Here is a 13,408-nt window from a genome sequence, read left to right as displayed (position 1 = left end):
TGGCTCTGGCTCTGGCTCTGGCTCTGGCTCTGGCTCTGGCTCTGGCTCTGGCTCTTTAGTTTGTGATTCGTCGCTAGACTCGTCAACAAGAAAAGCATCAGATTCAAAGTTTTCATCGCCTAACAGCGCGGTAAAGTAATCATCGATTGCTTGTTCACTCGATAAACTTGGTTGCGTCAATGTCGATTCGTTATTCGCGCTCATTTATCGCTAACCTCTCGAGATAAATAAGCAGCTGTTTATAAGCAAATACACCACGGCTACCCGATGCGAAATGAGATGCTGGTAAACGTTTTAGACTGGCATCGCGAAACTTGGTATCAATCGGCACAGCAGAGGTCCAAACTTGGTTTGGATAGTCATCTTTAAGCTGAGTCAATGTTTGCAATGATGCTTTCGTTCGCTTGTCGTACATCGTCGGGACAATCGTCACCTTAAACGGTGTTTTGCGAGACTTCTGCATAATGGTTAGAGTGCGAATCATGCGCTCTAAACCCTTCATCGCCAAAAATTCAGTCTGTACCGGAATCAAGATACGATCACTGGCAGCCAACGCATTCACCATCATCACACCAAGAATAGGCGGACAATCGATAAGCACGTAGTCATAGTCATCTTTCAAAGCGGCTAAAGCACGCTTTAAGATCAAGCCCATACCACTTCGATTTCCCATTACACGGTCTAATGTCGCCAATGACATGTGTGCGGGAATAATATCGATACCTTCAATTTCGGTCTGTATAGTCAACGCTCTCACAGCTTGCGTAGAAAACTCACGCAGCTGGAACAGATCAAACAGGCTCGATTCCACCGTATCTGAGTCGTAACCCAGATAGGTGGTTAGTGATGCATGTGGGTCAGTATCAACCAACAACACACGATGACCCTTTAAGGCAAGTAAGCCAGCTAGGGTCACTGTCGTCGTCGTTTTCCCAACGCCACCTTTTTGGTTTGCAACACTCCAAACAATCATGTCGATTTACCTAAGCTAACCCAACTTCGACCAAAATCCGTTCCGCAACGCGGTCTAGAGGTAGGTCTTCAGTAGAAATGCCAGCTTTTGCTACAGCTTGAGGCATACCATATACAACACAACTATCTTCGTCTTGCGCCCAAATGGTCGAACCCGCTGTTTTTAACATGCGAGAACCTTCTCGACCATCAGCACCCATACCGGTCAGTATCATAGACAACACTTTATCGCCGTAGATCTTAGCTGCAGAACCAAAAGTGACATCGACACAAGGCTTGTAGTTCATTCGGTCACCACCATCGATAATCTTCAGACGCGCCGAACCCGGGCGACCATCAATCATCATTTGCTTTCCGCCTGGAGCAAGATAAGCCACCCCAGGTTTCAACAAGTCTCCGTCTTGAGCTTCACGAACTTCAATCTTACACAAGGTATTCAATCGGCTAGCAAAAGCAGCGGTGAACGTTGCTGGCATATGCTGCACTAACACAATCGGATGTGGGTAGCTGGCAGGGATGCGTGTCAAAATTTTCTGTAGTGCAACTGGCCCACCAGTAGAAGTACCAATTGCAGTTAATTGATACTTTTTACCCGAAGCTCTGAATTTCGCGGTTGAAGCAACCGCTGGTTTAGCAGCAGGGGCTGTTGCTGAAATAGATTGGCGCAATGGCGCTGATGTTGACGCCGTAGCTGTTGCGGTAGCTCTTGGCGCAACAGGAGTGCGTCGCATAAACGCGCGTTTTGCAGCAATCTGAATCACGCGCTGTTGAAGCAATGCGACAGCATCGTCACGGTTACGAGCGATGTCTTCAAATTTCTTAGGTAAGAAATCTAGAGCACCAGCATCTAACGCATCTAACGTTGCTCTTGCACCATCATGCGTTAGCGATGAAAACATCAAAATAGGCGTCGGAGACGCAGCCATAATTTCACGAACGGCAGTAATACCGTCCATGACAGGCATCTCGATGTCCATGGTAATTACGTCAGGTCTTAGCTTTTTCGCTTTCTCAACCGCTTCTTTACCGTTTACTGCTACATCGATGACTTCTAGGCGAGCCTCCGAGTTGATGATCTCGCTTACTCTACGACGGAAAAAGCTCGAATCATCAACGACTAATACTTTAATCGCCATATTTATCCTTAAGTTAAATTCTTGATGCAGCTGCGTACTGCTTCAACAAGTCCGGCACATCTAAAATCAATGCTATGTGACCGTCACTTGTAATTGTCGCACCTGCCATTCCTGGCGTGCCTTGAAGAAGCTTATCAAGTGGCTTAATAACCACTTCTTCTTGGCCGATAAGCGCATCGACAACAAAACCAACACGTTGACTACCAAGTTGCACAATAACAACATGACCATGACCTTGACGTCCTTCAACAAGACCTTCTTTAGGTGTAAGCCAATTTTGTAAGTAGAACAGTGGAATAGACTTATCGCGAACGATAATAGTCAGTTGACCATCAACCACGTTTGTGCGGCTTAGGTCTAAGTGGAAGATTTCATTTACAGAAGCCAGTGGCAATGCGAACGGGTGACCCGCAACACCGACCATTAAGGTTGGTAGAATCGCAAGTGTCAACGGAACCTTAATGGTTATCTTGGTGCCTTGGCCCATCTCTGAATCGATATCAATAGAACCATTCAGTGTGTTGATCGCTGTTTTCACAACGTCCATACCTACACCACGGCCAGAGATATCTGAGATCTTTTCTTTACTTGAAAAGCCAGGAGCAAAGATTAGATTGAAACACTCTTTATTTGTTAGGCGAGACGCTGCATCATCATCCATCAGACCGCGCTTAACCGCGATAGCACGAAGCTTATCAGGGTCCATACCGCCGCCATCATCAACGATAGCCAGTTCAATGTGGTCGCCTTCTTGAGAGGCAGACAGAATCACTTTACCGGTTTTAGATTTACCCGCAGCAACACGGTCGTCCGGCATTTCGATACCATGATCGACAGAGTTTCTCACCAAGTGAATCAGGGGATCAGCAAGTGCTTCTACTAAGTTTTTATCAAGATCCGTTTCTTCGCCACGCATTTCAAGAACGATGTCCTTCTTCAAGGTACGAGCAAGGTCACGGACAACGCGAGGGAAGCGACCAAATACTTTCTTGATCGGCTGCATACGCGTCTTCATTACTGCACCTTGTAGGTCAGCAGTAACAACATCTAAGTTAGAGACAGCTTTCGACATTTCTTCGTCGTTGCTGTTTAAACCTAAGCTAACGAGGCGGTTACGAACCAATACTAGCTCACCCACCATGTTCATGATGGTATCCAGTGTTGATGTATCAACACGAACTGTGGCTTCAGCTTGCTGCTTCTTCGCAGGCGCTTTAACTTCAGCTTTTGCTGGTACGCTAGGCTTAGGCTCTGCTTTTACAGCAACAGGAGCAGGCTGTGGTTTAGGAGCGACTTTCGGCGCAACAGGCTCAGGCTTCGCTTGTACAGGCTTAGTCGCAGCATCCAACTCTTCAATTGAAGGGCCGTTACCTGAACCGTGTAACTGGTCAAGTAAACTCTCAAACTCAGCATCAGTCATTAGGTCATCGCCTTCAGACTTTACTGGTGCTTTGGCTACCGGAGCGACTGGAGGAGGTGGTGGCGTTGAGCTTGCAGCTGTCGGGCTTTGACCTGCACCATGCAACTCATCTAACAACTTTTCAAATTCGTCGTCAGTAATGTCACCACTCGCAGCTACTGGCTGAGGTGCCACAGGTGCTGGCGCTGGTGTGTCTACAGATGATGTCGTTGGTGAACCACCCTTACCGTGAAGTTCATCAAGTAAACGCTCAAATTCATCTTCAGAAATATCATCCACGGAAGATGCACTGATGTTTGAACTTTCAACAGTAGGTTCCGGAGCAATAACAGGCTCAGGAGCTGCAACGATAGGCTCAGAGATAACCGGTGCTGGAGCTTCTACTGCCACAACTTCATCTTCAGACTCTGGCTTACAGAGGCGATGAAGTTCATCCAGTAAAGATTGGTCTGCTGGTACTAAAGCTTCCTCATCTTGCACGGCTTTAAACTGTACATTGACTGTATCTAAAGCCTGTAGCATCGTATCCATCAGTCCTGATGTTACACTGCGTTGGCCATTTCTTAGAATGTCGAACACATTCTCAGCACCATGACAAGTATCCACCAGCTCGGTCAATGCTAGGAAACCAGCACCACCTTTTACTGTATGGAAACCACGGAAAATAGCGTTTAGTAGTTCTTTGTCGTCAGGGTTATTCTCTAGCTCTACCAGTTGTTCTGATAGAAGTTCGAGGATCTCTCCTGCTTCGACTAAAAAGTCCTGAAGAATATCTTCGTCTAAATCGTAGCTCATACGTTACCTTTAAAATCCAAGACTGGATAACAAATCGTCGACTTCATCTTGAGATGCAACAGCATCCTCACGAGCTTCTGGGTTCATGATCGGACCCTCTGGAGCAATAGATGACTTCTTATCTGTCTCTGGTGTTGGTTCTATTTGATTCGCACCGAATACGGTGAGAATCTCTACCAGACGTCCTTCAACCTCATTCACCAAGGTAATAACTTTGCTAATAATCTGCCCAGTTAAATCTTGGAAATCCTGAGCCATCAAGATTTCAGTCAGTTGTCCACGTAGTTCAGTACTATCACCTTCTACTTGGACAAGTAATCCATCAATGCGGTGGCATAAAGCTTTGAATGTTACTAGCTCAATGCGGCCATGCATCAGTTCATTCCATTGAGGCCTTACTTGAAGTAAACACTCGTGTAAATTAGTTGCAATTGGCATACAGCGATCGACAGCGTCCATCGTTTTGTTCGCCGCAACTTCCGTTTTATCAATGACATATTGAAGGCGATCCCTGGCGTCAGGGATTTCATCATTTGCGATAACGTTAATACGCTCGTCAAAGCTGAATTGTGTCAAAGAATCATGGAGGTCACGAGTCAGACTGCCTATTTCTTGAAGCATTGGGTTATCTTGAAGATTAAAATTATCTTCATAAATGCTTCTAACAAGAGAATCAGCACCTTGCTGCTCGTCGTTTTCAAGCAGCTCTACTAATTTTTTTGCTTGTTCTAATGAAATCATCCTGAGTCCGGCCTTACTCCGCATAGTTTGTGACGCTTCAGCTTTAGAGGTAAACGGGAAACAAAAAAGTTAATGTCTCTCTATGAAGCGCCTGAAACAGGTTATTATGAGTGCTTATAAACGCTCAAAAATCTTGTCGAGTTTCTCTTTTAGAGTTGCGGCAGTGAACGGCTTCACAATGTAACCATTAACACCCGCTTGCGCTGCTTCGATGATCTGCTCACGCTTAGCTTCTGCTGTGATCATAAGCACTGGAAGGTGCTTAAGTTCAGCGTCTGCACGGACGTGTTTTAGAAGATCAATACCTTGCATACCCGGCATGTTCCAGTCAGTTACCACGAAATCAAATTCGCCTTTTTTCAGCATAGGTAACGCGGTCAAGCCATCGTCTGCTTCTTGAGTGTTGTTGAAACCTAAATCACGAAGTAGGTTTTTAACAATTCGGCGCATCGTTGAAAAATCATCAACAATGAGAATTTTCATGTTTTTGTTCAAATTAGCCTCCACTGAATAAAATCAGTGTTGTTAGTCGTTCTGTGTCCAAGCACTTAACTTAGTGCGTAAACGCTGCATAGATTGGCTTAGTATTTGGCTGACACGAGATTCGCTGACACCTAATACTTCCCCAATCTCTTTTAAATTGAGTTCTTCGTCGTAATAAAGCGAAAGCACGAGGCCTTCTCTTTCCGGAAGTTGTTTTATCGAGTCGATCAAAGCTTGGCGGAATGATTCATCTGCAACCCCTTGAAAAGGCGTATTATCTTGAGAATCTTCATTCGGAGATATTACATCATCAGAGACACCTAAGTCTTCTATCCCTACCAATTTTGAGCAATTAATATCAGTTAAAGCACTGTGATACTGGTCTAAACTCAGCCCCATGTGCTTTGCCACCTCAGCATCACTGGGATCGCGATTGAGAGTGCCCTCTAATTCCGCGATTGCACTACTGATTTCTCGATTGTTTTTATGAACCGATCTCGGGACCCAATCCCCACGGCGAATGTCATCCAACATTGCCCCACGAATTCGAATACCTGCGTACGTCTCAAAGCTTGCGCCTTTGGTACCATCATAGTTCTGTTGCGCTTCAATCAGGCCAATCATGCCGGCTTGAATCAAGTCATCAACTAATACATTAGGCGGTAATCGCCCCAACAAATGATGAGCGATACGCTTAACCAACACAGAGTACTTCTCAAAAAAAGCCTGCTGGCTATTGTGATTAGCATGTTGATCGTAAGTAAGCGCTTTATTCACCAAATGGTTCCTCTATAAATTCAGTACGGTTCAGCAGCCTTTCAACAAAAAACTCCAAGTGTCCGCTTGGTGTTTTTGGTATTGGCCAGGTCAATGCCTTATTAGCCAAAGAGCTGATTGCCAATGCAGCTGGGGAGCGAGGAAACGCATCGACTACGATTTTCTGTCTCTTAACTGATTGACGTACTTTATCATCTAAAGGAATACATGCTACGAGTTCGAGGCTCACATTCAAGAAGCGCTCTGTGACCAAAGTCAACTTTGCAAATAATTCTCGGCCTTCGCGGTAGCTTCTGACCATATTTGCAACAATTTTGAATCGCTGAACTTGGTGCTCTCGACTCAACAGCTTAATCAATGCATATGCATCAGTAATCGACGTTGGTTCATCACAAACCACCACAACCACATCCTGCGCAGCTCTTGAGAAGCTGATGACCATATCGGATATACCCGCTGCGGTATCAACCAATAAGATATCCATCTCGTCTTCAAGCGAACCAAAAGCACGAATCAACCCGGCGTGTTGAGCGTGTGAAAGTTCAGTCATGCTTTGTGTGCCTGATGTCGCTGGAATAATTTTAATTCCGTGCGGCCCTTCGACAATCGCATCCTTAAGTTCACACTCGCCAGCCAACACATGCCCAAGATTTCGTTTAGAACGAATGCCGAGCATGATGTCTACGTTAGCTAATCCTAAATCGGCATCCAGTACCATGACTTTCTTGCCTTGGCGAGCCATACAAATAGCCATACCTAACGTTACATTCGATTTACCCACGCCTCCCTTTCCACCCGTTACAGCGATAACTTTTGTGAGTGAAGGCTGGGTTAAGCGACGGAGGCCGCTAGCTTGATCGTGTATCATATTCTCATTCATATTTATCCGCCGCCTAGAGCCCTTCAGAATCGCTATTCCAGTAATGAGGTTCATTCTCTGTCGATTTTTCTAATAACTCATTGGCCTTAGCAATCATGTACTTTGGCTGAGCAATAACGATATCTTCAGGAACTCGTTGACCATTTGCTATATAAGCAACTGGCAATGCATTTTGTATTACCACACTGATGAACTCACCCAAACTAAGCGATTCGTCCAGCTTCGTCAGGATACATCCCGACAGCGGGATTCTTCTAAAGTGTTCAATGGTTTCTTGTAGTACTTTGCGTTGCGCGGTTGCGGGTAACACAAGGTAACTATTGATAACGGAACCACTCTCTTGCATCAATGTGTCTAACTGCTCAGATAGGCGAACATCTCGCTGCCCCATACCTGCAGTATCGACTAGAATCAGGCGACGATTACGTAACTGATATATTACATCGGCCAATTCACTAGAATCTTTAGCAACTCTTACAGGACAACCCATAATTCGACCATAAATCGATAACTGCTCATGTGCACCTATGCGATATGTGTCTGTTGTCACAAGAGCAACGTTGTCTGCACCGTACTCCATTGCTGCACGGGCTGCGAGCTTAGCAACGGTTGTTGTTTTACCTACGCCAGTCGGGCCAAGTAAGGCCACAATACCGCCGCGTTTTAAAATATCTTTTTGTGTTACTGAGATTTGATCAGCGACCAGAGCAAGCAAGGCTTTCCATGCTCGTGCTGGTTTTGTGTCTTCTGGAATGTAACAGGCCATTTGATCGGCGAGTTCTGCCGAAACACCCATACGTTCTAGGCGCTTGATAAGCATCGCTCGCAAAGGTTCGCGACGTTCGACTTCTTGCCACATGAGTCCAGAGACTTGGTGCTCTAACAAACGACGAATTGAAGTCATCTCGTCGCGCATCGTTTCCATTTCAGTATCTGAACCTTTGGATTGAGCATTCTCACGACCACGATCATAACGGGTAGGATCTAAGCGAGGTGCTGGACGCTCTACTCTGCGATCTTCGGCAATCAATTTAGATAAACCCGTTTCACGAGCAAAGGCCGAGTCAAGGGTGCCGCTAGAATGCTGGCTACTCTGAGGTTGATGACCGTTACTTGACTGGCGATTGAGCAATGCTGATAACGAGTCTTCGTTTTCAGCGCGATGTTGTTGCTCATCGTCGGCGCCATGACTGTATTGCTTTAGCATATTCGCAAAGCGCTTGGTCATTGAGCGTCCACCTTCTGCATTCGGCTGGATGCTAACCTTGTCATCATCTAATTGACGACGCCCAGTTGGCAATTTGGGCTCAGACATTTGAGTGTACTGGCTTTGCGTAGGCTGCTGAGGTTTATTGAGTCTGGGACTTGCTGTCGACGGGCTGGAATCGCCATCAATAGCGGCAACAATTTCCACACCACCTGCGACCTTTTTGTTAGACATGATCACCGCTTCTGAGCCAAGTTCTTCTTTAACTTGGAGCAGGGCTGTTCGCATATCTTTTGCAAAAAATCGTTTAATTTTCAATTCGATCGTCCGTTCTAATTAGGCGGCTTAATTACCAACAGCTTGTACTATACGTATCTGCTTTTCGTCTGGTATCTCTTGGTAAGATAATACTCTCAAGCTTGGGATCGTGTTTTTCACGAACTTAGCCAGAGTCGAACGTAAAACACCAGAGGTCAATAATACCGCTGGCTCACCTTTCAGTTCTTGCTCTTGTGTCGCGTTACTGAGTGAGGTCTGTAAACGTTCGGCTAAACCAGGTTCAATACCAGCAGATTCTCCGCCGGATGCCTGCATGGTTTGATGCAAGATTTGTTCCAACTCGGGAATCAAGGTTATAACTGGTAATTCTGTCTCTATACCATTGATTTCTTGAACAATTAGTCGTTTTAGTGAGATACGAACAGCTGCAGTTAATATGTCAGGTTCTTGACTCTTAGAAGAGTACTCCGACAAAGTTTGGACAATGGTTCGAATATCACGAATTGGAATCGCTTCATTCAGTAGGTTTTGTAGAACTTTCACAACCACACCAAGCTGTAATTGATCCGGTACAAAACCTTCCACCAGCTTAGGTGTTGATCGGCTAAGCATCTCAAGTAAGTTTTGAACTTCTTCGTGGCCAATCAACTGTGAAGCGTTATTCGTTAACTGCTGGCTAAGGTGTGTGGCAAGTACGGTTGAAGAGTCTACAACCGTATAACCTAAGGCTTGTGCGTGTTCACGCTGCTCTTCACGAATCCAGACTGCTTCGAGGCCAAAGGCAGGGTCAATCGTCGGCTCTCCATCTATCATCCCATAGACTTGGCCAGGGTTAATCGCGAGCTCCATATCCGGCTTGATCTCAGCCTCACCAACCGCTACCCCCATCAGGGTAATTCGATAGCTGTTTGGTGTCAGTTCCAGATTATCGCGAATGTGTACTGCTGGAATCAAGAAACCAAAATCTTGAGACAGCTTTTTCCGTACACCTTTCACGCGCTCAAGCAATTCACCACCTTGGTCTCTATCGACCAAAGGAATCAAGCGGTACCCCACTTCGAGACCAATAATATCTACCGGTTGAACATCATCCCAAGACAGTTCTTTTTGCGATGCGGGCTTATCACCATTGGCATTAGCGGTTGCAGGTAGATTTTTCTCTTCTACCTTTGCCTTGTTCTTTTTATCGATAAAGTAAGCCCCAGCCCCAGCAACCACAGCAAGGCTCAAGAAGGAGAAATGTGGCATACCAGGAACAATACCCATGATGCCGAGGATAGCAGCGGTGATCATTAGGGCTTTAGGATTATCGAACATTTGGAAGACAAGTTGTTCGCCCATGTCTTCATCAGTATTTTGACGCGTTACCATCATCGCCGCAGCAATAGAAAGTAACAGCGATGGAATTTGTGCAACCAGACCATCACCGATAGTCAGTAGCGTATAGATTTCGATGGCTTCACCAAAACCAAGGTCAAACTGAGCCATACCGATACTCAAGCCGCCAATGATGTTGATGAACAATATCAAGATACCGGCTATTGCATCGCCTTTAACAAACTTAGATGCACCGTCCATCGAGCCGTAAAAGTCAGCCTCTTTGGTCACTTCAAAACGTCGAGTACGAGCCTGATCTTGGTCGATCAAACCCGCATTCAAGTCGGCATCGATTGCCATCTGTTTACCTGGTAGGGCATCTAGGGTGAAACGCGCACTTACTTCCGAAATACGACCCGCACCTTTGGTTACAACCATGAAGTTGATGATCATCAAAATCAAGAACACCACTAGACCTACCGCGTAGTTGCCGCCGATAACCACGTTACCGAAGGCTTCGATAACGTTACCGGCCGCGTCACCACCTTCGTGACCATGAAGCAATACCACACGCGTCGAAGCAACGTTCAAAGCTAATCGAAGTAGAGTCGCAATCAAAAGTACGGTCGGGAATGCAGCGAAGTCCAAAGGCCTGCGGGTATAAACCGAAACCAGTAACACAACCATGGACAGTGCAATGTTGAAAGTGAAGAACATGTCCAACAAGAAGGCTGGTATTGGCAACACCACCATAGCGAGCGTCGCAAGTACCATAACGGGCGCGCCAATTGCAGGCATCGCACGATTAGGGATTTTAGGCAGCTTGTCCGCAAAAGGCAGGGAGAATTTCATAAGTCTAGACAGTTTCGCTATGTTGTAGCCATCTCACTAAGCTATTTGAGGCTCAGGTCTAAGCTATGTTGCTATGGTTTATAGTGCATAGGTTCAAATGCACAGGTTTATAATACTAAGCTTTATATGCTCGGGATTTATAACGCTAGGATTTATAATGACTGGGCTTATAATACTCAGATTTACAATGCTAAGGTTATTAATGATCGGCTTATAATATTCGGGGTTGATATAGCAAACACTGTACCAACACTTTTCGTCAAATTATTGCCATCGCCTCTTTAAAAAGAGGATTAGCTAGCCCGCTATTATCAGGGTTCATCAAGCAGAGCTCAAGCAATTGATCTAATGTCGTAAATCAGGTGGGATCGGCATATTAGAATCTTGGAGTTTTGGCCTCTCTCCGCCTCGTTTTCGGTACTGTTTCAGTTGAAACACATATGCAAGCACTTGAGCAACTGCTGTAAACAGACCGTCAGGAATTTGTTGTTCTAGTTCGGTAGTGTGATAAAGCGCCCTAGCCAATGGTGGCGCAGGAACAATATAGATGTCATTTTCACGGGCAATTTCACGGATCTTCATTGCCATATGATCAACACCTTTCGCAACTACAACGGGGGCTTTGTCTTGATTCTGCTTATAGCGTAGAGCCACCGAGAAATGCTCCGGGTTGGTCACAATCACATCCGCTTGAGGTACGTCAGCCATCATACGGCGCTGGGCAGCTTCTCTTTGCAACATACGAATGCGGCCCTTAACTTCAGGCTTACCTTCAGTATCTTTGTGTTCATCTTTAATTTCTTGTTTGGTCATCTTCAGCTGATCGGCGTGTTGCCAAATCTGGAACGGGATATCAATCGCCACCACGATAAGTAAAGAGCAGCTGATCAGCAGAATAAAATTAAGCAAGATATCTAAAGCGTGGAAGATATTCTGTGGGTATACCTCCATGCTCAGTTGCATTAAATCGTGTTGAGAAGCTTGAATAAGATAGATGGCCATTCCCGAAACAAGTGCCACTTTCAAGATAGATTTCAACAGTTCAACCCAACTCTGCAGGCCAAACATACGCTTAATACCACTGAGTGGGTTTAGCTTAGACGCCTTAGGCATCGCCGCCTGCATAGAGAAGTTAATCCCCCCGACACCCGCAGCACCAATGACGGCTGCAACAAATAAGGTTATCAGGATTAAGAACAGCGGGAACAACAGGTTCACTAATGCGCCACCCGCAATTTCGAGGAGTTTTGTGGTATCAAAAACTTCTTCCCGACTCAAAGAAAACAGACGTTGCATTGTTTCGAACAAAGCTTTCGCCATCGATTCACCAAACCACATTAAAGCAATCGCACCAACAATAAGTACTGACGCCGACGCTAACTCTTTTGACCTTGCAACCTGCCCTTTCTCTTTGGCCTGTTGCAAGCGTTTGGGCGTGGCGTCTTCCGTGCGTTCTTGACCGTCTGACTCTGCCATTTTAGTCTCCTAGCACTCTAACCTGATTAGACGACATATCTGTTGTTCAGTTTGTATCCAGAATAACTCGTAGTGACTAAACAAGCCGCCAAGGATATACCAACAAAGCAATAGGCCCACGAGTAGCGCAAATGAGAAACCCAAAGAAAAGATATTTAGTTGAGGCGCCGCACGCGTCATTACACCAAACGAAAGGTTAATCGTCAGCAGCGCAATAATACCAGACAATGACATCGCTAATGCTGTTTTGAACATGATACCCAACCACAGAGCAAGCTCTCTATAATCAACAGAGGTCAAACTTCCACTGCCAATGGGTAAAGTCTTAAAGCTGAACACCACCAGCTGCAGCATTTTCAAGTGACCGTCAGTCTCCAAAAAAAACATGGTCGCTAGCAACATAAACAATTGGCCCAGTACTGGCGTGTTTTGCCCGTTAGCCGGATCCACCATAGAGGCGAAACCCAAGCTTGATTGCATACCCAAGATCTGGCCGAGCATTACGAAAGTTTGAATCATGAATTGGGTGACAAACCCCATGGCAACGCCAATCACGATTTGTTCAAATACAGTCAAGAACCCTTGGAAAGAGAGCAGTTCAATCTCTTTAGGAACAGCGGGGATCGCTGGCATCACCGCAAAGGTGATCGCTAAACCTAAATACAGACGAATACGCGGTGACACAAAGCGCGCACCGGTTACCGTCATCACCATCAGCATGGCTGAGATGCGAGTGTAGGGCCAAAAATAATTGGCTAACCACTCTAGTACAAGGCTCGTTGGGTATTCCATATCGGTTTAGTAAAGAACTTGTGGCAAGCGTTCGATGAGTTCGAAAAAGAACTCCATCATCATTTGGGTCATCCAATGTGCAAACATCATCAACGCTAATAACGTCACGATCAAACGTGGTAGGAAACTTAAAGTTTGTTCATTAATCGAAGTAGCCGCTTGGAAAACAGCCACAACCAAACCAATCAGCAGGCTAGGAATAATTATGGCGCAAACCATAATTAGTACCATCCAAAGGGCATCTTGGAACAAATCTACGAATATTTCAGGATTCATGCTTC

12 protein-coding genes and 1 pseudogene are annotated in these 13,408 nt (G+C 45.6%); all 13 read right to left on the bottom strand.

Annotation, left to right across the window (positions count from 1 at the left end; translation table 11 throughout):
- Nucleotides 1–204: pseudogene (locus AB6D07_RS18535) on the bottom strand (chemotaxis protein CheW); the annotation flags it as partial.
- Nucleotides 191–973 (bottom strand): ParA family protein, encoded by a 783-nt coding sequence (locus tag AB6D07_RS18530; protein ID WP_009848532.1) that lies wholly within the window; start codon nucleotides 971–973, stop codon nucleotides 191–193. The gene AB6D07_RS18530 and the pseudogene AB6D07_RS18535, both read right to left, overlap by 14 nt.
- Before the next feature lie 10 nt (nucleotides 974–983).
- Nucleotides 984–2,108, bottom strand: a complete 1,125-nt coding sequence (locus tag AB6D07_RS18525; protein WP_009848533.1) for a chemotaxis response regulator protein-glutamate methylesterase — start codon at nucleotides 2,106–2,108, stop codon at nucleotides 984–986.
- Between the two features lie 13 nt (nucleotides 2,109–2,121).
- Nucleotides 2,122–4,323, bottom strand: a complete 2,202-nt coding sequence (locus tag AB6D07_RS18520) for a chemotaxis protein CheA (RefSeq protein WP_012603447.1) — start codon at nucleotides 4,321–4,323, stop codon at nucleotides 2,122–2,124.
- 9 nt (nucleotides 4,324–4,332) lie between these two features.
- A complete protein-coding gene (locus AB6D07_RS18515; protein ID WP_017104008.1) occupies nucleotides 4,333–5,064 on the bottom strand; it encodes a protein phosphatase CheZ in 732 nt (243 codons plus the stop codon).
- Between the two features lie 114 nt (nucleotides 5,065–5,178).
- A complete protein-coding gene (cheY, locus tag AB6D07_RS18510) occupies nucleotides 5,179–5,547 on the bottom strand; it encodes a chemotaxis response regulator CheY (protein ID WP_012603445.1) in 369 nt (122 codons plus the stop codon).
- Nucleotides 5,548–5,589: 42 nt separating this feature from the next.
- Complete coding sequence (locus AB6D07_RS18505) at nucleotides 5,590–6,324, bottom strand: RNA polymerase sigma factor FliA (protein ID WP_009848537.1); 735 nt, start codon at nucleotides 6,322–6,324, stop codon at nucleotides 5,590–5,592.
- Complete coding sequence (locus AB6D07_RS18500; protein WP_009848538.1) at nucleotides 6,317–7,204, bottom strand: MinD/ParA family protein; 888 nt, start codon at nucleotides 7,202–7,204, stop codon at nucleotides 6,317–6,319. The genes AB6D07_RS18505 and AB6D07_RS18500 overlap by 8 nt, the downstream gene beginning before the upstream one ends.
- Before the next feature lie 13 nt (nucleotides 7,205–7,217).
- Nucleotides 7,218–8,729 carry a flagellar biosynthesis protein FlhF gene (gene flhF / locus AB6D07_RS18495; RefSeq protein ID WP_012603444.1) on the bottom strand — a complete coding sequence of 504 codons (1,512 nt, stop codon included), beginning with the start codon at nucleotides 8,727–8,729 and terminating at the stop codon, nucleotides 7,218–7,220.
- A gap of 27 nt (nucleotides 8,730–8,756) precedes the next feature.
- Complete coding sequence (gene flhA, locus AB6D07_RS18490; RefSeq protein WP_017104007.1) at nucleotides 8,757–10,859, bottom strand: flagellar biosynthesis protein FlhA; 2,103 nt, start codon at nucleotides 10,857–10,859, stop codon at nucleotides 8,757–8,759.
- A gap of 345 nt (nucleotides 10,860–11,204) precedes the next feature.
- Nucleotides 11,205–12,335: a flagellar biosynthesis protein FlhB gene (flhB, locus tag AB6D07_RS18485; RefSeq protein WP_009848541.1), complete on the bottom strand. Its 1,131-nt coding sequence runs from the start codon at nucleotides 12,333–12,335 to the stop codon at nucleotides 11,205–11,207.
- 9 nt (nucleotides 12,336–12,344) lie between these two features.
- Entirely contained in the window at nucleotides 12,345–13,127 is a 783-nt protein-coding gene (gene fliR, locus AB6D07_RS18480) for a flagellar biosynthetic protein FliR (protein WP_009848542.1), read from the bottom strand.
- A gap of 6 nt (nucleotides 13,128–13,133) precedes the next feature.
- On the bottom strand, nucleotides 13,134–13,403 hold the full coding sequence (gene fliQ, locus AB6D07_RS18475) for a flagellar biosynthesis protein FliQ (RefSeq protein WP_009848543.1): 270 nt from the start codon (nucleotides 13,401–13,403) through the stop codon (nucleotides 13,134–13,136).
- Nucleotides 13,404–13,408 lie beyond the last annotated feature (5 nt).

It is taken from the genome of Vibrio sp. 10N.239.312.C11, from assembly GCF_041466065.1.
GTDB classification, from domain to species: Bacteria; Pseudomonadota; Gammaproteobacteria; order Enterobacterales; family Vibrionaceae; genus Vibrio; species Vibrio tasmaniensis_A.
This window is presented reverse-complemented; position numbering and strand designations above follow the sequence as displayed.